Source organism: Rummeliibacillus sp. G93, from assembly GCF_023515935.1.
Classification (GTDB): Bacteria; Bacillota; Bacilli; order Bacillales_A; family Planococcaceae; genus Rummeliibacillus; species Rummeliibacillus stabekisii.
In genome coordinates this window covers 1,803,468-1,822,516 of sequence record NZ_CP097314.1, presented here as the reverse complement: position 1 = coordinate 1,822,516, position 19,049 = coordinate 1,803,468, and the positions used below count along the sequence as shown (strand labels likewise).

General features: G+C 34.4%; 19 protein-coding genes and 1 tRNA gene. 13 read left to right on the top strand and 7 right to left on the bottom strand.

All coding sequences use genetic code 11. From position 1 onward, the window contains the following. The first annotated feature begins 33 nt into the window (after positions 1 to 33). Together M2M59_RS09080 and M2M59_RS09075 are read left to right on the top strand one after the other, a co-directional pair. The gene (locus tag M2M59_RS09080; protein WP_249774382.1) at positions 34 to 459 is read left to right on the top strand and encodes a DUF4871 domain-containing protein; all 426 of its coding nucleotides are present in this window, start codon (positions 34 to 36) and stop codon (positions 457 to 459) included. A 70-nt stretch (positions 460 to 529) separates the two neighbouring features. After that, on the top strand, positions 530 to 1,150 hold the full coding sequence (locus M2M59_RS09075) for an NUDIX hydrolase (RefSeq protein ID WP_249774381.1): 621 nt from the start codon (positions 530 to 532) through the stop codon (positions 1,148 to 1,150). A 125-nt stretch (positions 1,151 to 1,275) separates the two neighbouring features. On the opposite strand, the gene M2M59_RS09070 is transcribed toward M2M59_RS09075, so the two are convergent. Beyond that, positions 1,276 to 2,157 carry an SDR family oxidoreductase gene (locus tag M2M59_RS09070; RefSeq protein ID WP_249775997.1) on the bottom strand — a complete coding sequence of 294 codons (882 nt, stop codon included), beginning with the start codon at positions 2,155 to 2,157 and terminating at the stop codon, positions 1,276 to 1,278. Between the two features lie 175 nt (positions 2,158 to 2,332). On the opposite strand from M2M59_RS09070, the gene M2M59_RS09065 reads away from it, so the two are divergent. After that, positions 2,333 to 2,500 carry a hypothetical protein gene (locus M2M59_RS09065; RefSeq protein WP_249774380.1) on the top strand — a complete coding sequence of 56 codons (168 nt, stop codon included), beginning with the start codon at positions 2,333 to 2,335 and terminating at the stop codon, positions 2,498 to 2,500. Between the two features lie 116 nt (positions 2,501 to 2,616). Here M2M59_RS09065 and M2M59_RS09060 read toward each other — a convergent pair whose 3' ends face one another. Continuing rightward, positions 2,617 to 3,012 carry a hypothetical protein gene (locus M2M59_RS09060; protein WP_066787817.1) on the bottom strand — a complete coding sequence of 132 codons (396 nt, stop codon included), beginning with the start codon at positions 3,010 to 3,012 and terminating at the stop codon, positions 2,617 to 2,619. A 303-nt stretch (positions 3,013 to 3,315) separates the two neighbouring features. Here M2M59_RS09060 and M2M59_RS09055 point away from each other — a divergent pair, with 303 nt between their 5' ends. After that, a complete protein-coding gene (locus tag M2M59_RS09055; protein ID WP_249774379.1) occupies positions 3,316 to 4,554 on the top strand; it encodes a D-serine ammonia-lyase in 1,239 nt (412 codons plus the stop codon). Between the two features lie 319 nt (positions 4,555 to 4,873). Continuing rightward, positions 4,874 to 6,067: a NupC/NupG family nucleoside CNT transporter gene (locus M2M59_RS09050; RefSeq protein WP_249774378.1), complete on the top strand. Its 1,194-nt coding sequence runs from the start codon at positions 4,874 to 4,876 to the stop codon at positions 6,065 to 6,067. Positions 6,068 to 6,142: 75 nt separating this feature from the next. Here M2M59_RS09050 and M2M59_RS09045 read toward each other — a convergent pair whose 3' ends face one another. Next, positions 6,143 to 6,307, bottom strand: a complete 165-nt coding sequence (locus tag M2M59_RS09045; protein WP_158512583.1) for a hypothetical protein — start codon at positions 6,305 to 6,307, stop codon at positions 6,143 to 6,145. Between the two features lie 114 nt (positions 6,308 to 6,421). Between M2M59_RS09045 and M2M59_RS09040 the strand changes: the two genes are divergently transcribed. The 5 genes from M2M59_RS09040 (at position 6,422) to M2M59_RS09020 (ending at position 12,892) form a co-directional block, all read left to right on the top strand. Beyond that, positions 6,422 to 6,592 carry a hypothetical protein gene (locus M2M59_RS09040; protein ID WP_249774377.1) on the top strand — a complete coding sequence of 57 codons (171 nt, stop codon included), beginning with the start codon at positions 6,422 to 6,424 and terminating at the stop codon, positions 6,590 to 6,592. Positions 6,593 to 6,776: 184 nt separating this feature from the next. Further along, positions 6,777 to 10,496, top strand: a complete 3,720-nt coding sequence (locus tag M2M59_RS09035) for a hypothetical protein (protein WP_249774376.1) — start codon at positions 6,777 to 6,779, stop codon at positions 10,494 to 10,496. A gap of 304 nt (positions 10,497 to 10,800) precedes the next feature. Further along, complete coding sequence (locus M2M59_RS09030) at positions 10,801 to 11,355, top strand: short-chain dehydrogenase (RefSeq protein WP_249774375.1); 555 nt, start codon at positions 10,801 to 10,803, stop codon at positions 11,353 to 11,355. Positions 11,356 to 11,466: 111 nt separating this feature from the next. Further along, a complete protein-coding gene (locus M2M59_RS09025) occupies positions 11,467 to 11,991 on the top strand; it encodes a hypothetical protein (RefSeq protein ID WP_249774374.1) in 525 nt (174 codons plus the stop codon). A 502-nt stretch (positions 11,992 to 12,493) separates the two neighbouring features. Then, entirely contained in the window at positions 12,494 to 12,892 is a 399-nt protein-coding gene (locus M2M59_RS09020) for a DUF2283 domain-containing protein (protein ID WP_249774373.1), read from the top strand. A 396-nt stretch (positions 12,893 to 13,288) separates the two neighbouring features. Here the strand turns inward: M2M59_RS09020 and M2M59_RS09015 are convergent, their stop codons facing one another. Then, on the bottom strand, positions 13,289 to 13,780 hold the full coding sequence (locus M2M59_RS09015) for a GNAT family N-acetyltransferase (RefSeq protein ID WP_249774372.1): 492 nt from the start codon (positions 13,778 to 13,780) through the stop codon (positions 13,289 to 13,291). Between the two features lie 78 nt (positions 13,781 to 13,858). After that, positions 13,859 to 14,377, bottom strand: a complete 519-nt coding sequence (locus M2M59_RS09010) for a DinB family protein (protein ID WP_249774371.1) — start codon at positions 14,375 to 14,377, stop codon at positions 13,859 to 13,861. Between the two features lie 749 nt (positions 14,378 to 15,126). On the opposite strand from M2M59_RS09010, the gene M2M59_RS09005 reads away from it, so the two are divergent. Next, positions 15,127 to 15,555, top strand: coding sequence for an ester cyclase (locus tag M2M59_RS09005; RefSeq protein WP_249774370.1), 429 nt, complete (start codon positions 15,127 to 15,129; stop codon positions 15,553 to 15,555). A gap of 133 nt (positions 15,556 to 15,688) precedes the next feature. On the opposite strand, the gene M2M59_RS09000 is transcribed toward M2M59_RS09005, so the two are convergent. Both M2M59_RS09000 and M2M59_RS08995 read right to left on the bottom strand, forming a co-directional pair. Then, positions 15,689 to 15,762: transfer RNA gene (locus M2M59_RS09000), tRNA-Arg, on the bottom strand. A gap of 111 nt (positions 15,763 to 15,873) precedes the next feature. Next, on the bottom strand, positions 15,874 to 16,341 hold the full coding sequence (locus tag M2M59_RS08995; protein ID WP_249774369.1) for a PTS sugar transporter subunit IIA: 468 nt from the start codon (positions 16,339 to 16,341) through the stop codon (positions 15,874 to 15,876). 83 nt (positions 16,342 to 16,424) lie between these two features. Here M2M59_RS08995 and M2M59_RS08990 point away from each other — a divergent pair, with 83 nt between their 5' ends. Next, positions 16,425 to 17,408, top strand: coding sequence for a LacI family DNA-binding transcriptional regulator (locus tag M2M59_RS08990; RefSeq protein WP_249774368.1), 984 nt, complete (start codon positions 16,425 to 16,427; stop codon positions 17,406 to 17,408). 173 nt (positions 17,409 to 17,581) lie between these two features. Further along, the gene (locus tag M2M59_RS08985) at positions 17,582 to 18,985 is read left to right on the top strand and encodes a sucrose-specific PTS transporter subunit IIBC (protein ID WP_249774367.1); all 1,404 of its coding nucleotides are present in this window, start codon (positions 17,582 to 17,584) and stop codon (positions 18,983 to 18,985) included. Positions 18,986 to 19,049: the final 64 nt, after the last annotated feature.

The following is a 19,049-nucleotide window of genomic DNA, read 5'->3' as shown; positions in this document are numbered from 1 at the left end:
ATAAAAAAAGTAAGTACTTTCGCTGGTTTATTTTTGCTGATAATCGCTTTATTTGGCTGCAGTAACAAGAATGAAACTAGTCAACAATGGAAAGAGAGTGATATTTTCGAGTCAGGCAATTATAAAATGATTGGTATAAAGAGGCGGGTAGGTTTTATATATGATAAAAAGAACATGCCTATCGTGGAAGGGCAGCAAAATAAATATATGTGGCATTTATGGGGAGAAAAAAATCAACTAGAAAAGAAGTTTAAAGTGCTAGGTACGCATGAAGGAAGTAAAAAAGACGTAATTATTGTTCCTGAGACAATAAATAACTTACAAATAAGTCCTAATAATAGTGCTGACGTTAGTATTCCAACCAGCATGGAATTAAAGAAAAGTGGAATGTGGAAACTTGATGTTCTCTTGGACGGTAAACTCTTCGATACTATTTATGTAAAGGTAAATAATAAATAAACCATCAAACTTAGAAGCTATTCACCTTAAGTGAAAATAATATTAGAATAATTTATAATGAGGAAAATAGATGGAAAATGAATTTTTTAAAATATTTGATGAGGAAAGAAATATAATAGGGGTTGCTTCGCGTAAGGATGTCCATGAGCTTGGGTATTGGCACGAAACCTTTCATTGTTGGTTTGTCACGAATATTGAGGGAAAGGACTATATCTATCTGCAGTTACGCAGTGATACTAAACAAGACTATCCGAACCTATTGGACATTACTGTAGCCGGGCATTTACTGGCTGATGAAACTGCCCGTGAAGGTGTTAGAGAGATAAAAGAGGAAGTAGGTATTGATATACCCTTTCATGATTTAGTGCCATTAGGACTCATTAAATATTGTGTTATAAATGAAAATTTCATTGATAAAGAATTAGCACACCTCTTTTTGTATAAAAGTGCGCATAATCTTAATGACTTTACTATTCAACCAGAGGAAGTTTCAGGTATGGTCTTAGTGGAATTTAATGATTTTAGTAAGCTTTGGTTAGACGAAAAACAGGAAATTAAAGCTAGCGGTTTTAAAATTGATAAAGAAAATAATAGAGCTGATTTCGTTGAGTATATCGGTAAGAATCAATTTGTCCCTCACCAAATTTCGTACTATATAGAAGTTATAAATAAAATAAAAGACCAAATTTGATGGTCGCAAGAGAATATATCTACAGGCAACATAGTTCTAGTTTCTGAGCAAATGAAGTCTATTAATTAAGCCTGTGATAGTCCTTAGAAAAATAAGGATAAAGGATATGGGATATTCCCTTTCCTTTATCCAAAAATCTGGCCGCCGTTGACATGCAATGTTTGGCCTGTGACAAATCGAGAATCATTCGAAGCCAGGTAAACAAACGTTGGTGCCACTTCAAACGGCTGCCCTTGACGATCCATTGGATTTCCTGCAAGCACCACCTGATCTGGGGAGAAGCTTGATGGAATAAGTGGCGTCCAAATTCGTCCTGGAGCAATAGCATTTACACGAATGCCTTTTGTAACTAAGTTTTTGGCTAATGAGCGAGTAAAGCCAATGATAGCTCCTTTTGTCGCACTATAATCAATTAATTGTTCATGCCCATCAAATGCTACGACTGAAGATGTATTAATAATGGATGCGCCAGGTTGTAAATAAGCAAGCGCTGTACGGGTTGTGTAAAAAAAAGAATATATATTTACTTTAAATGTATCTTCAAACTGTTCGTCTGAAATATCCTCTAGATGGTTTTGTTGAAATTGAATACCAACATGATTACAAAGAATATCTAGTTTTCCAAATGTGCTTACTGTTTTTTCGACAATAAGACGGCATTGTTCTTTTTGACGGAGATCACCTGGCAATAACAGCACTTGACGGCCTAATTCTTCTATTCTTTTTTTCGTGCGTTCTGCATCCTCATGTTCATTTAAATAGGAAATAGCAACATTTGCACCTTCTTTTGCAAAAGCTATAGCCGCTGCTGCACCCATACCACTGTCACCGCCAGTGATTAATGCTACTTTTCCTTCTAATTTTCCGCTCCCTTTATCATTAGGATTTTCAATGATGGGTTGTGGTACCATTAGCTTTTCGACGCCTGGCTGTCGAAATTGCCGTTGCTCTGGTACTGTAATGGCAACATCTTGATACTGCGTAATCTTACCGTAATTTGGATTCATTGGATATGTTGACTCATTTGTTTCACGGTGGTCCAATTATCATTTCCCCCTCTAATTTACAAACTAACTATTCAAAGTACAGTATGAGAGACTGATTCAAAAGGTGCTTACTGTGAGGCACCAATATACAGTGACTTTGAATAAGATAGAATGAATACAATAAGGAGATGATGGATTGGAGAATTATTATTTTAATGAGCATGTAAAATTCTTATTAATTAATGAATCGGATGAAAAGGTAGAAGTAGCATATGAAGAGTCCGTTTTTGATTTACCTTTAATTGGGCCAAGACCTCCATTTTATGCTCATCCACGCTATACGGAAGAATATCCGTTGCTTTAAAGGGATTAATAAGAGCTGTACACAATTTGTGCAGCTCTTTCATACGTAACTGTGGAACGAGTGGATGGAGTCTCTGCAAGGGGGGAGGAAAGAGAAGAGCAAAAGCATACGAGCTATTACTCTGCTTGAGGGAGAGTGTTTTTTCCATATTCCATTGAATCAATTGCTTTGATTAGTTTGTCAGTGAAATGCTCTGTTTTAAGCTGATAACGGTGAAGCTTTTGATTTAATTGTAAAATCTTTTCAGTAGATGCATACAGATTAGATTCAGTATCATCAAAGTAGGATGTGATTGCATCTAAATCAAAAATTGCTTCCTGATCAGCTACAAAACCAGCATTTTCAATGAGCTGTTGATAAATCTCTCTTGTTTGCTCTTGTTCGACAGAAATAAAATCCACTAAGTTTTTACGAATGGACGAAATCATTTCTGATGTGTTTTGGAATTTATATATAATTTGTTTCATTTCATTTAATTGGTTAGTATAATTATTTGTTACTTTTTGAGTCATTCTATCGTTTCCTTTCGTGGTCTAAATTTACTATATAATATTGTATACCCATTCTGCAAAAGAATACACAAATGTAACGAAAATGTAATATTTAGAATTTGTATGAAAGCGTTTCAATAAGATAAACATCTAGAAATAATCGATAAACCCTTATTTTAAAGGCTTTCAAGGTATTTGTAACTAGACAGAATATTTATAGGATTATAAAAAGATATATATTAAATAAATGTTACATTAATTAAGTCTTTTTGCTTATAAATGATTATTTTTTTCTTTACGTAAAAGATAAAAGGAGATTACAAGATGACTAAAAATTTTTCTTTACCACCAGAATTAAGGGATTCGTTAATAGCTGCAAGTCCTGTTGTATGGCTTAATCCCCAAAAAAACGAATCCTATTTAATTGATCACGCTATGATCGAAGAAGCCGAAAAGAGATTGATTCGTTTTGCTCCTTACATTCAAAGAGAATTTCCAGAAACATTATCTCTAAACGGGTTCATTGAATCACCACTGCAGCCAATGCTACAACTAAAAAAAGAAACGCTTATAAAAGGTAATATCTTTATTAAAAGAGATGATGGATTGCCAATCAGCGGCTCAATTAAAGCCCGAGGTGGTATACATGAAGTGTTATATTTAGCTGAAAAAGTCGCTTTAAAACATCATTTAATAAGTATGGAGGATGACTACTCTATCTTTGCTGAGCAAAGAATGAAAAACATACTGAGCAAATACAAGATTGTCGTAGCATCAACAGGAAATCTAGGCTTGAGCATTGGCATTATGAGCCGGAAACTTGGCTTTGATGTGATTGTACATATGTCGCATGATGCAAAAGAATGGAAAAAAAGCAAGTTAAGAGCGGTTGGAGCGCAAGTTATAGAACATGCTGGGGATTATAGTTTAGCTGTTGCTAGGGGCAGAGACGAAGCAGAGCGAGAAGCGAACAGCTATTTTATTGATGATGAAAACTCTAAACACCTATTTGCAGGCTATGCTGTAGCAGGACGCCGACTAAAAAAACAGCTAGACGAGCAAGGCATTAAAGTGGACGCCAACCATCCGTTATGTGTTTACATCCCATGTGGAGTAGGTGGGGGACCAGGAGGCGTATGCTACGGCTTAAAAGAGTCCTTTGGAGAAAATGTATATTGTTATTTCGTAGAGCCAACTCAATCTCCTTGCATGCTGCTAGGTATGGCTACAGGCCAGCATGATCAGATATCTGTATATGATCTAGGCTTGACCAATAAAACTATTGCCGATGGTCTTGCGGTTGGGCGGCCTTCTTCTTTTGCAGGTAAATTATTAGAGCCCTTATTGGATGGGATCCTCACTGTAAGCGATGAAGAGTTAATTACCTATTTAAAAGAACTTTATCAAACAGAAGGTATTTTAATTGAACCTTCGGCGGCAGCGAGTATGAAGGGCCTATTTGCTTCATTACCATCCTCTGCTAATAAAGAAACAACACATATTATTTGGGCAACAGGTGGAAGTATGGTGCCTCAAGAGGAACAGAAAAACTATATTGAGTAACAATAAATAAACCTAGTCAAAGCAGCTAGGTTTTTTATTTTTCTGTAAATTAGACAAGAGTCATGTTTTTGAATAATAATTTGAAATGTTTATGATAATTTTAGTATTTTGAATGTATATATAGATATTGATTTATGATATCACGAATAGTAATATCATTTTTATGATTAACCAGTAAATAAATTATCAGAAATGTTTAAGAATATTGCCTGTAGAAATTTATGAAAACGTTTTGATTAGATGGATAGTAGTTTGGGCATGACTATTTAATATATTTGTGATGGTTTGATTGCTGATCTTTATGCTAGGAGTTGCCTATATGTTTTTCATGTTAAATATTTTAGGAGTCATTATTGTAATGGGCATTGTTTATTTATGTTCGCCCCGCAAAAAAGAAGTAGCATGGAGAGCGATCGCTACCTTGTTAGTGCTTGAAATACTGATTACGTGGTTTATGTTAAAAACCACTATCGGTGGCTGGATTATTAATAAAATTGCCTCATTCTTTACATGGCTGATTGATTGTGCAAATGAGGGGATTGCATTTGTCTTCCCGAGTGCCTTGGCGAATGATACAGTCGACTTTTTCTTCAGCGCGTTATTGCCGATCATCTTTATAGTTACCTTCTTTGATATTTTATCTTACTTTGGAATACTGCCTTGGATCATTGATAAAGTCGGCTGGCTAATATCGAAAGCATCAGGTTTGCCAAAGTTGGAAAGTTTCTACTCTATTCAAATGATGTTTTTAGGGAATACGGAGGCGCTTGCAGTAATTCGTGGACAATTGGCGAATCTAAAAGAGCACCGTTTACTAACGTTTGGTATTATGAGTATGAGTTGTATTAGCGGATCGATTGTAGGGGCATATCTGTCTCTCGTGCCTGCAGAATATGTATTTTGTGCTATACCGCTAAACTGCCTGAACGCTTTGCTTGTTGTAAATATGTTGAATCCTGTGAAGATTTCTAAAGAAGAAGATATTATTTATCAACCAGCAAAAGAGGAGAAAAAGGACTTCTTCTCAACTATTTCGAATAGTATGTTAATCGGCATGAATATGGTCATTGTTATTGCTGCTATGCTCGTTGGTTATGTAGCTTTAACAGCTGCAGTGAATGGCTTATTAGGAATTTTCGTTCATGGGCTGACCATTCAGAAAATTTTCTCTTATATTTTCAGTCCTTTTGCTTATTTACTTGGTTTACCGACTAAAGATGCGCTTTATGTTGCTCAGTTGATGGGTACAAAGCTTGCTACGAACGAATTTGTGGCTATGATGGATCTAAAGAAACATTTAAGTTCATTAGCTCCTCATACAGTTGCAGTAGCCGCTACCTTCTTAACGTCATTTGCAAACTTTAGTACAATCGGAATGATTTATGGTGCTTTCAGCTCTCTTTTATCTGAAGAAAAATCAGCGATTATCGGTAAAAATGTTTGGAAATTATTGATAAGTGGTATTGCCGTTTCACTTTTGAGCGCTATGCTTGTAGGTTTATTTGTTTGGTAATAGATGAGTTCCTATTCCTTTGGGGTAGGAACTTTTTTGATAAATCAATAATGGATAAAAAAAGATGGATTCAGATTAAATAATCTGTCCATCTACAATGATTTGACCTGTTTTTTGGTCATATTCCACTTCGCCCATAGCACCGAGATTAATGCCCTTTGGCAACTCTCTAGTTTCTACCATTTGTCTTTCGTTAATAATTGCTAAGTATTCACCATTTACCAGAACTACTTTCGTCATATTAATCCAACTCCTTAAATGTTTTGTTAATTAAGAATACCCGTTCGATAGAAAGTTAAACATGCAAATATAAAATAGAGACACTATAATGAAAAATAACAGGAGGAATGAATGATGCAAAAACTAAAACTAGAAGATATAGAATTTATGCTACAAGAAGCAAAGGGAAGCTTAAAAGAATTACAAGAAGTTGATTTGATTGATGAGCAAACAAAAGAATTAATTTTGCTTACAAAGGAACAAATTGAAGACTTAGAAGAAATGAAAAAAGAAGCTTTAGAATAAGGTAGCTAAGTTAAGGTATCATATAACTCAGTAAAGAAAGTTAGTGAAAAATGAAACGCGGAGTTTTTTTATTGTTTTAACATACTTTTAACTCAGAATAAATGAATACAATCTTTTTATTAGGAATAGTCTACCTCCTCCTACATATATATTATAAATAGGTCTTGCTGGAGGAGGAATATTCTTGAATGAACAATTAACAAAACGTGCAAAGCACTTTTTTAAATATGTTGAAGAATTTACGGCTTTGGAAAATCCTGCTGTCCGTTCGATAAAAGATTACAAACAATTTTGGAATATCAATGATTTATACTTGTACGAATTGCTAGATTCAAAAGTGCAGCTAAAGCAGCGAGCAGAGATACATAAACCTATTCTAGAGCAAACATTTCTGGTCGCACCCAAGCCATATCCCGAAATATCCCCAAAAATTGCCCTTATTTATAAAAAGGAACATACCGCACCTGTGTATAAGCACGCTTTCCAACTAGAAGAGAATTTATTACAGAAAGAAGGAGCTAACCGGAATCGCCATTCTAAAACTATAGAATGGACTAAGTGGGTTGTTAGAAAAAAGAATTACGATAAAGCCTCCAGCCTTTATAATGAGCTTTGTGAATGGGTTGAAAAACTCAAAGGAGATAGCGATTTAGAGGTTGTATTGGCAAAAGGCTTATTTAATTGGCAGGATGGAGAGCATGTGATTGAATTGCCTGTATTCACACAATCACTTGTTTTAAATAAGAATAAGGATACCATTACAATTAATACGAAAGACGCCACTTATTCCTTTGATCAACATTTATTGGAGAATTTTTCTGAAGAGCAACAAACACAGGTTGCAGCTTTGTTAGATAATATAGTACCTGACAAATTCTTTAATGATGAGTCTGAAATTCTAAATAAAATTGCCCCCTATTGCCATCCCGAAGCTGAGGTAGGGGACCAAGCACATGAGAAGAAACCAATATTAATCGATGAATCTTTCATTATCATCCGCAACAAAAATCAAATTCGTTTAAAAAAGGACTTACAGAACTTAGTACAAGACCTTGAACATAAAAATAGTGCACCAACTGAAGCACTTTATTCAGTATTGGGCTTATCACAGAAAAAAAGAGAAAGCAGCAGCGGAGCCAAAGGACAACTCTTTTTGCCGCTAGATGTACCAGAAGAACAAAAGCAAGTAGTAAAAAAGTTAGAACAAATGAGTGCTATCAGTGTCCGAACGAGCAATAATTTTTCTAAGGCAGAAGCTATTAAGAACTTAATCGCCCATTACTTAGCTAATGGAAAAAAAGTGTTGGTAGCTACAAATCATGAAGAACTAGCCACAATTAAGAATGAATTGCCCAAACATCTTCATCCGTTATGTGTTCACATAACAAGCGACGTAAAAAACTCTAAAGAACAAATTGAGCAATCGATTCAAGTAGTAGGGGAACGGCTTGATAATACCAATATGCGAAAAGGGTTTGAAAAGGTAAAACAAAAGCAACTAAGACTTCAAATGAGTGTCGAGCAAGAGCAAGCTAGCTTAAATGAGCTACGGCAATATCATTTGTCAGAAGGAAAGCCTTTCCTATTCGAGAATAAAGAATGGTATAAACATGACGTAGCCAAATATTTAGCCACTGACCCAAAACCATTTGAGTGGATCCGAGATGATTTGCCACTTGTTATGAAATTCCCGCTTACTCATGAAGAATGGAAAGAATTTGGTCGTATTCATAATTCTCTTACAAAAGAGGATACCATTTTGCTCCATACGACTGTACCATCTCCAGGTGAAATGATGAATGAAGCTACCTTTAAAATATTGTTAGAAGAAGAACACAAACTAGAAGAATCAATTGACGTACGCCATATCCTGCCGATCGAGTTAGAATCCTCAAAAAAATCATCATTGCTCATTATGCAAGCTTATGTGGATGATATTCTAACAAATTATGAAATAGTGGACGATGAAAGTGTTCATGGGTTCTTGGAGGATGTGTTAGGAGACGAAAAAAGGAAAGATGATTGGAAGAAGGTAATTGAACAAATTAAAGCATTAAATAAAAAAGCGTTAGAGATGTATCATGAAATAAGTCATCATCAAATAAGACTACCTAAGAAATTAACGGTTGATATTAAAAAAGATTTAAGAATGGTTAGAGACCGTATGCTTGCCGGAAAGAAGCCAAATGCACTTTTTATGTTTGGTAAAGGCAAAGCTACGCGATACTTATTTGAAACGCCTGTATTGAATGGAAAACCACTTCGCAATTTTGAGGATGTAGCAATTATGCTACGCTATATTGAATACCGGATGTTAATTACACAGCTATCTAGAATGTATAATGGCAAAATCAGTGAAGTGAGATTCCCGCAAATTGATATTAGGCACCCGCAATTCCCTCTAATTTTGCATGAAAAAATAGAATTGCTGGAACATCTTATAAGTATTGCTGATACAGATATGGCCTTATCCCAAAAATTGGCGGCAGAGAAGTTGGAGAAAACTAATCTATTTGATCAACTAAGTTACGAAAAATTAAAAATAGAAATCTCACATACACTAGCTTATTTAAAATATGAAAAATGGCAAGAAAATTTCTTTGATAAAACCCAACAGCTTCGTACAAAAGCTCAAATTAAACATATGCATCCAATATATAATGCTTTCCTTAATGCAATGGTAGAAAAGGATGCTTTGAAATGGAAAGAACTTTTAACTGAGTTGAAAATACAACGGATTTTGCAGCATGATATTCATAGGTGGAAGCAATATATAGATATATTATCTCACAGTCTACCGCTAACCGCAGGTGATTTAATTGATCTTCTAGGTGAAGCGAAAGTGCCAGAAGACGATGCTATTGAATCTTTTGTGCTGAAAAAGATGGCGACATGGCTATCAGGTAGCAGACACTTGCAGCCGAATATATTACATGCAAAGTTAAAACAGGAAAGAGTACTTCAAAAGAAATTAACGGAAGAATTAATACAGCCAGTCTCTTGGCTGTCGACGCTTAAACAAATTACTCCAGCAGAAAAAACAGCAATCACAAATTGGCGATTTTATAATAAAAAAATGAAAAAAGACAGAGCTAAATTTGCTCCGCATTTTAAACAGGAAGCAGACAATATTCTTAAACAAGCGCAATCAGCTATTCCAGTATGGTTAATGCCGATATCAGAGGTAACTAAGTATTGGTCTGTTCCAGGGAATTATTTTGATGTTGTGATTGTCGACGGAATGGGAAGCCTTTCAGATCTCCAAGTATTATTGCGAGGTGAAAAAGCTATTATCTTTGGAGATGAGGCTACTTCTAAAAAATTGTCATCCAAATTAAGCCAAGAGGAAATTGCGGTATTAATGAACAATTACATTAAAAATTTCCCGAATTACTCGTTGTATGACGGAACAATGTCTATGTTTGAAATTGCTCAACATCAATTATCGGACAAAGCAAAAATAGAATTGCCGAATACTACATCCTTTATTCTATCGACCGAGGACCATGCGACAACATCTACCTTTGTAGCAGACTTGCAGAATGAACTGATGACGAGAGGGTATCGTTTCATGCCTACTATTAAAACGGGACCATTGACAATTGACTTGGCATTAGAGAGTTCTCATGGACGCTTAGCGATCATATGTGGAGGAAGAAAGTGGACTAATCAATCAGAAATTGATGAGTTAGAATGTTGCCAACATCAGATGGAGCAGGCTGGTTGGACATTCTGGCATATAAGCGGTAGAGAATACTACTTAGATCATTCAAAAACAATGGAAAAATTACTAAGTCTTATAAACTTCATGAAAATCAAACCGCAGAGTCTGGTGCAAAATCAACCAACTCCCAGTCTCCACTTTCAAATTAATCAAAAGCCTACTTCAGTGGACCAAAATTAAATGGTGAACTGATGATAATAGCTTTAAAGGAATATAGCATTTTGACTAGGGGGTTCTCTTAGTCAAAATGCTTTTTTTGACCACTTAACGTGTATGCTTTAATTAGATATTGCATAATAATGAATTTTACAGCTAAATGGAAGTCTTATCAGTCTTGTAAAAGGGGTGCTGTTTACATATATATTTATTTAGGACATTATAAGAATGTGAGAGAAGGTTGAACAGGTTAAAGTCAAACAACATTGTGTAGCTGTTCTGTTTGGATTATGTACGCGTTTAACTTATATAAGAGAGGTGTAAATGAATGAAGCATGCGTTGATTGTTGGAGGAACAGGGATGTTATCAAACACATCTCTTTGGTTAGTGAGTAAAGGCTATCATGTATCTGTAATTGGACGGGATGCTAAACGAATGGAAAGCTTAATTAGCAAATCAATCGATTCATCACTCATGACACCTGTATTAGTGGACTATAATGACGAAACTCTTTTAACAGCGAAACTAAGAGAAACAATAGAATGTAATGGGCCAATTGATTTAGTCATAGCCTGGATACATTCGTATGCTGAAAGCGCATTAGAAGTAATTGCAAATGAAATCTCAAATCAAAGCGACCGATACTGGCAACTATTTCATATACTAGGGAGTAGTAAAAACCTAAGTGAAGTAAAAGGGAAATTTAGTTTGCCTCACCCAACTCGTTATCGCCAGATACAGCTTGGATTCATGCTTGAAAATGATCAATCGAGATGGCTTACAAATGATGAGATTTCACAAGGAGTAATTGATTCTATAAAAAGCGGTAAATCTATTAATATCATAGGAACGGTTGAACCTTGGGATAAACGCCCTATTTAGCATTTTTGACATGGTATTCTGTTTTTAAAGACAACTATCTAAAGAGCTTATAAGTTCAAGGATAAATATGAATCAAAACATCATGTAATTCATATTTAAAGGAGTATATTTGTGATTAACCGGAAGTTAAAAGATGTAGATACATTAGAAAATCAAGGGAAATGGAATGAAGCTAAATCAATATTAATAAAATTGTGTAAAGATAACCCTTTAGAACCGAAATACTTTATTAGACTAGGTTTTTTATGCTGGTATCTATTAGTTGAAGGTCATACGCTAGATGGAGAAAGAGTCAATTCAAAAGAATTGGTTATTACTTTAGAGGAAGTTACTAGTTTCGGATTAGAAAATTTTATGGATAATGAAAATTTTCTTTGGTGTTTTGGTTATATGATTTTTCAGTTTCCTTATTATTTTGGTGACTATGACTCTTGGGAGAAGAAAGGATGTAAAATGTTGGAACGTGCTTACAGATTATGCCCTAATGATCCAATTTTTAAATATTCTTATTTAAGCTCTTTTCCTAATACTTTTAAGAAGTTTACCGTTGAACTATTAAACGTACAAGCTGTATTAGATTATAGATTTCAAGGAACAGGATTGTTATCACAGTATTTTAAAGATATATGGAGTTAGCACAAATACAAATATTGCTTATAAATGTTGATACCTAAAACGAATCCAATGTAATAACATTTAGATAACAAAGTAGTTAGATTTTGAAGCAATAAAGAAAGGAATAGCATGGCATTAACTATTGCCATGCTATGAAATTATAAAAATTGATAGTAAATCTTTTCTTTTTAATTTTATTCTTAATAAGTATAGGAAATATTTTTTATAGTATTAAATTGACAGAGAGGAAATTAAACAAACGGGGTTCGAACTATGTAAGCGTGCTGATTTTTGGATTAACTTTATTTGTGGAATAATTGAGCTATTACCCTTTAAATTCCAAAAATATTTTCTTATTACTCAATCAGTCCTGATATTAATCTTATTAATATTTCTATATTATACCTATCTTTCACGTTGAATGACTTTGGTATCCAATTGGCTGCTTAAGTATTGTATATCACAATTACATATTTATTCTGGTCTAAAATAATGAAATTAAATAAAGGTAGGTAAAAATGAAATGAATAGTATTCTAAAAGTCGATAAAGAAGTAGAAATAGCATATATAAATATTTTATCTTCAAGTTTAACTGGTAGAATTATTAAAACTGAAGAACTTGAAGAAAACACAGATTTTCAATTCGATTTAGATGAACAAGACAGGGTAAGAGGGATTGAAATATTTGGAGACACTTTTGAAATTTTAAAAGATATGTTGGAAATTATAAAATTTGAATTAAAAGGTGAGAAATGTTATTGGGGTAAAGAAAAATCAAGCGTAACGCATGATATTTTTTATAACGGAATTGAATTACATTTCGGAAATAATGATTACACTAATTTTATTGGTTTAACCATCATTGATATGGAAAAATATCCATTTACTTATCTAAATGAGGAAAATAATAATTATGCTTAATTTGGAACTTTTTTAAGAGGATTAGGTGTTGCAGTTTTTGATATACAGTATCTATATTAGTTCTCAGGAGAAATCTATTCTATGGAAAACTATTATGTATGTTGGTATTTTCTTTTTACTAGGCACACATTTATAGTATATTGCCTTGGTATGTAGTTAAAAGTTTATTTATAATATTAGGTGTTTGTCTTTTTGTAAGTTGTATAGTTCATATCTAAGTTTTATAGTAATCTTCATTGAAAAAGCCGGACTTTTATTGAAAGGCTAATTTAGCCTTCTATAGTAGTTTGGCTTTCTCAATTTTAAAAGATATTTATCACACACTTCTAAAAGTTTGGAGATAGCGGAAAGAGAGAGTAACCTCAATTATTGATTGAAAGTAGATTTGTACTAATATTACAAATCTCTTTTCATTATCCAAGATCCCCCGGCATCTTCATAAACTTTGATAAATCCGCTCTTTTCATAAAGTCTTAAAGCATTTTGATTTAGAGGATCGACGCTTAACGATATAGCCGGATAACCAATAGAATGAGCAAACTGAATCATATTAAATAACAAACTTTTGCCGATTCCTTTCCCTCTATATTGATTCTTTATTGCCATTCCAAGCTCAGGTGTATTCTCATCCACAAAGCCATAGCCAGCATTATCTTGGTCTAATAACCTTATCCATACTGCTCCTACAGCATTATTTTCTTTATCTATAGCAACTAGTGCATGGTCATTTTCTTTGCCCCAATTTATCAAGTATTTTTCTATATTGGGTTCTTTCAATATATCTAGACTAGGTGCAGGTTGACCTTCAGAAACAAATATAGACTGGTGCAGCATTTCCCATAAGAATGGAATATCTTTTTCCGTAGATGGTTTAATTGAATAATTCATGCTAGTCACTCCTTAAAAATCTAAAAACTAAGTTAAATATTTTTAATTCTTTGTTTAAAAACCTAGATTCGTCAAAAACTATTTTGTAGAGTTTATTTCATATAGATAGAAAACATAATCAGTAGGTACACCTGAGAAACCTTGTTGGCGTATCATAGCAGAAAGATTTCCGCGGTGATATGTTCCATGGTTGACTACATGTTGAACCAATTCGGAAAGATGAGTATTTAATCGTCCGAATTGAGGATGTTCAGGGGAAATTTCTTTATCCAAATCACTTTCACTATTAAGAAATCCTTGATATTCCTTTGCTAATTGATAAAACAACTTTTCCATTTCCTGTAGACCTTTATTCTTTGTATGCTCTTGTACTTGAGCGATTGAAGCTTGAATCTCACCCATAGTTTTTTGACGCATTACACCTAGCCAAATGGTATCGACCATATAAATATGATTAAAAGCCGCTGCAAGCGAAGGAAAAATACTTTGAACTTCCTGATTAAAAATTTCCTCAGGCAATTCCTTTAACCTGTCGAATAATTTGTTATTAGCCCAAACGTGATAATCATACAACTGTAATGCATGATGTTTTTTCATTTATATTCCTCCTACAATTTTTCAGTAAGGTAAAAACCTTATCTTTTCATATCGGATGTGGAAGTGGATAGGGATATCCTATATATTCTACTAATTTATTGAAATTCCTTCATATTCAGAAATTAACAGTATAATACATCTCTATTCGCCAATTGTATAAATACAAAGTATCGAAAGTAATATATATTTGACCTTAATTCATTTAATTCTTAATCAATCTACTCATAAAATAGATTTAATATTACTCTTAATTTGAAATAAATAGAAGTATTAAAGTATGATGGACTCAAGTATTACTAAACGGGTGGGAAAATATGAGATATTATTTCCAGAGCTATAAGCATGTGCTGAAAAAAGACATTATGTTAGTTTTAATTGCTTTGGTTTTGTTATTCTTTACATTTGGCTATTGGTTGGTAATTCCAGTCTTTTACGTTAGTCTTACCATTTCAAATATAACCAATAGTATTATTATTAATTATTTATGTATATTATTTTCAGTAGGGTTTTTATTTTCTTTATATTTTTTACCGATAAATTTAAAGGTTGCGAGAAATATAGCAGTTACAAAGAAGCATAGTTTTCTTAGCTGTTTTCTAGTGATAGAAGTAATATGGATAGTATTTGCTGCTATTCTTTTTGGAATAGCTATAATAATTTTTTTCATTTAAATTATATATAACTAAGAAAAGTTTAATGAAACCATCTCTACTATGATAGTATTGGATTTATTAAAAGGGGGTATTTAAATGACACCAGAACAAATTGTTAGAGTATTTTTTAAAGAAGTACGATCAGGTAATAATCCTGATTACTCAAATCAACTAATGGCAGAAAAAGTATTGGCACATCAAATTGTATCTGAAGAAGAACAAACAGTGGTGAGAACACCTAAGGACTATGCTGAACATGTAAGAGAAATGATTGAAGCATATGGTGATTTTTCATTAGAGATTCAAGAATTTTTAGTAGATGGAAATAAGGTATATGTTCGATGGAAACAAAAAGGTACGCACGTAGGAGAAATCGATGGATATCAACCTACAGGCCTCCCAATATTACAAATGGCAAGTGCGGTATATAGAATAGAAAATGAAAAAATTTCAGAGTATTGGATTCAGATTGATAGGTTAGGTACTCATAAACAGTTAGAATCCAATAAACCCTCGTTCATCTAAGGAGTACATAATTAAGGTATTATAAGCAAGGACAAGTTTCTCTTTGTATAATAAAAGTCTCTTGTGTTGCTCACCTGTTAGACATAAAAAAACAAACCCCTTGATATATCAAGGGGTTTGAAGAGTATCTTAATGCCCTTAACAGGATTCGAACCTGCGACCTAAAGTTTAGGAAACTTTTGCTCTATCCTACTGAGCTATAAGGGCGTAGCGATATATTAACAATCACTATTCTACTATAAAAACTGTAAACGAAAAAGTATTTTTTTCGAAAATCGAAAAAGCATTGGATTATTGCCTATCCAATGCCTTATTAAATTATTTTTTCTTTATTTCGACTCCGTGTTTTGTGATGGCAACTTTTTCATCATCACTTAAATTAGTGAAAACTACAGAAGAGATAATGGAAGGAACCTTCTTTTTGATTGTATCAAAGTCGACATCCATTAAACGATCACCTTTTTTGACTTTTTGTCCGTCTTTAACAAAGGGAGTAAAGCCAAGTCCATTTAAAGAGACAGTTTCAAGACCTATATGGAGCAGGATTTCTCTTCCTTGATCGTCTAATAAGTTGATAGCGTGCTTTGTTGGAAAGACACTGATGACCTTCCCATTTACAGGTGATACTACTGTAGAATTTGTAGGAACAATGGCAAAACCATCTCCCATCATTTTTTGTGAGAAAACTGGATCTGGCACTTCTTCTATTGGAATAATTCTTCCTTCCAATGGCATTGTCAATGATGGAGCTCCAATGGTATCCTTTTTAAAAAACCCTTTAAACATATTTAAACCGCCTTTCATCTTTTTAACGTCTATATTCCCATTTCTGTTAAAAAGTAAAAGTGTTTTGTAGGAGGAAACAATACGTGACAATTAATGAAATTGCCAAACGAGCGAATGTCTCAAGGACAACCGTCTCTCGTGTTATTAATGGGACTGGTTATGTTCGGGATGAGTTAAAGAAGCGGGTGTTACAGGTAATAGAAGAAACAGGCTATATTCCAAGTGAAAATGCTAAATCATTACGTACAAAAAAGACCAATATTATAGGTGTGATTCTACCAAAAATCAGTACAGAAACATCGAGCCGTTTGATGAATGGTATCGATCAAGTATTGGCACCAAAGGGTTATCAAATACTATTGACTATTACGAATCAAGAACCTGCAAAAGAAATTGATTTTTTGCATTTGTTGAAGGGAAGAAATGTTGATGGCATTATTCTTTCTGCAACTCATATCGATGAAGCTTTGCGTGAAGAAATAAAAAAATTAAAAATGCCCTTTGTTATGGTTGGCCAAGAAATGGAGGGAACAGCGGGTGTTGTGTTAGACGACTTTCAAGCAACATACGATTTGGTAAAACTATTCATTGAGAGAGGTCATAAAGAAATTGGTTTTATTGGAGTTACGGAAGAGGATCGAGCAGTGGGTTACCTCCGCAAATTGGGCTACCTGAAAGCTTTGAAAGATAATGGCCTGGAAATAAAACACCATTGGATGCAAGAAGGGAATTTTGATGCTGCTTCCGGTTTTCATGCGACCGAAAACATGGCTGAAGAAGGAGAGCTTCCTTCGGCTATTATAGCAGTAACGGATCGTTTGGCTATTGGTGCAATGCAATATGCGAAGGGACAGGGGCTATCAATCCCAAGCCAATTGGCAATAGCTGGTATGGGTGCTTCTGAAATCTCTACTTATATAGAGCCACAATTAACAACAGTCGATTTCTCACAAGTTGATGCTGGGGTAGAGGCTGCTAGCATTTTACTGGAACAACTTAGTGGCCAGAAAACAGACACAGTAACAGTCAAAAATAATTATAGAATTCTTGTAAGAGAAAGTATATAATGTGGGGGTAATTGTACAAGCCCTCTTTTTTTCATTTATAAGGAATCGATTCCATAACTAACAACATAAGATGGAAATGAAAGCGTTGAACTCGTTACAGAGATGACAATATAAGATGTTTAATATTGTAAAAAGAGTGGAATCGTTTTCAATAAGAAAAAAGGGGTGGGTATATGTCTGAAAATCGGCAAATTGCTGAGGAAGTAATAGAAGCAGTTGGGGGAAAGGATAATATTGAATCTGTTGCTCACTGTGCAACTCGGTTGCGCTTAATGGTGGCAGACAAAAGTAAAATTGACCAAGAAAAAGTGGAGTCAATTGCAAAAGTAAAGGGTGCCTTTTTTAATTCTGGCCAGTATCAAATTATTTTTGGGACTGGTACAGTCAATCGTATTTATGATGAAGTGACTCAGTTTGGCTTTACGACACGATCTGCTTCTGAGCAGAAAAAAGAAGCAAGGAAAAAAGGATCTCGACTACAACGTATGATTCGAACATTTGGTGATGTTTTTGTCCCTATTATTCCAGTACTTGTAGCTACAGGATTGTTTATGGGTGTGCGTGGACTTGTCATGCAAGAGCAAATATTGGGGCTCTTTGGCATGAAGCCTGACGATGTTTCGGAGAATTTCATTTTATATACACAGGTTTTAACGGATACTGCATTTATATTTTTACCTGCATTGGTTGCATGGTCTACATTCAAAGTATTTGGCGGTACACCGATCATTGGACTTGTGCTAGGGTTAATGCTTGTCAGCCCTTCATTACCGAATGCCTGGGATGTTGCAGGTGGCGATGTAAAGCCGATACACTTTTTCGGATTTATTCCAGTAGTTGGCTACCAAGCTTCTGTAATTCCTGCATTTATAGCTGGGCTCATCGGTGCAAAGCTTGAAAAGTTTTTGCGTAAGCGCATACCCGAAATTCTAGACCTTATTTTAACGCCGTTCTTAACTTTGCTTGTAATGAGTGTTTTATCACTGCTCATTATCGGCCCAATTTTCCACTCTGTTGAGCAATGGATTTTATCAGCAGCGACTGTTATATTATCTTGGCCATATGGAATTAGTGGAATTTTGCTTGGTGGGCTCAATCAGTTAATCGTTATAACTGGTGTACACCATATATTCAATATGCTTGAAATTCAACTATTATCGAAGTATCATGATAATCCCTACAATGCAATCGTGACCTGCGCCGCTGCTGCTCAAGCTGGCGCAACATTAGCAGTTGCTTTAAAAACCAAATCGGCTAAATTAAAGGCTCTTGCTTTTCCTTCGTCACTATCTGCTTTTTTAGGGATTACGGAACCTGCTATTTTTGGCGTCAACTTGCGTTACGGTAAGCCTTTCCTTATGGGATTAATCGGCGGAGCGGTAGGAGGATTTTTCTCATCCTTACTCGGCTTAAAGGGAACAGGGATGGCTATTACAGTATTGCCTGGAACGCTGCTGTATTTAAATGGTCAGGTATTCCAATATATCTTTGTAAATTTACTGGCCGTTGCGGTAGCCTTCATCTTGACATGGTGGTTCGGCTATTCCGATGATGCCAAAGAAGAAAGTAATGAATAGATTAGTAGTGAGGCAAGGTTTCTTTTGTTCTCACTTTAAAAATATATCGTAGTACGGAGGTTCG

Coding starts and splice junctions, on each gene's coding strand:
- M2M59_RS09010 (WP_249774371.1), bottom strand. CDS start 14,377: ATGAAAAAACATCATGCATTACAGTTGTATGATTATCACGTTTGGGCT.
- M2M59_RS09060 (WP_066787817.1), bottom strand. CDS start 3,012: ATGACTCAAAAAGTAACAAATAATTATACTAACCAATTAAATGAAATG.
- M2M59_RS09070 (WP_249775997.1), bottom strand. CDS start 2,157: ATGAATCCAAATTACGGTAAGATTACGCAGTATCAAGATGTTGCCATT.
- M2M59_RS09015 (WP_249774372.1), bottom strand. CDS start 13,780: ATGAATTATTCAATTAAACCATCTACGGAAAAAGATATTCCATTCTTA.
- M2M59_RS09040 (WP_249774377.1), top strand. CDS start 6,422: ATGCAAAAACTAAAACTAGAAGATATAGAATTTATGCTACAAGAAGCA.
- M2M59_RS08985 (WP_249774367.1), top strand. CDS start 17,582: ATGTCTGAAAATCGGCAAATTGCTGAGGAAGTAATAGAAGCAGTTGGG.
- M2M59_RS09030 (WP_249774375.1), top strand. CDS start 10,801: ATGAAGCATGCGTTGATTGTTGGAGGAACAGGGATGTTATCAAACACA.
- M2M59_RS09020 (WP_249774373.1), top strand. CDS start 12,494: ATGAATAGTATTCTAAAAGTCGATAAAGAAGTAGAAATAGCATATATA.
- M2M59_RS09045 (WP_158512583.1), bottom strand. CDS start 6,307: ATGACGAAAGTAGTTCTGGTAAATGGTGAATACTTAGCAATTATTAAC.
- M2M59_RS09050 (WP_249774378.1), top strand. CDS start 4,874: ATGTTTTTCATGTTAAATATTTTAGGAGTCATTATTGTAATGGGCATT.
- M2M59_RS09075 (WP_249774381.1), top strand. CDS start 530: ATGGAAAATGAATTTTTTAAAATATTTGATGAGGAAAGAAATATAATA.
- M2M59_RS09005 (WP_249774370.1), top strand. CDS start 15,127: ATGACACCAGAACAAATTGTTAGAGTATTTTTTAAAGAAGTACGATCA.
- M2M59_RS09055 (WP_249774379.1), top strand. CDS start 3,316: ATGACTAAAAATTTTTCTTTACCACCAGAATTAAGGGATTCGTTAATA.
- M2M59_RS08995 (WP_249774369.1), bottom strand. CDS start 16,341: ATGTTTAAAGGGTTTTTTAAAAAGGATACCATTGGAGCTCCATCATTG.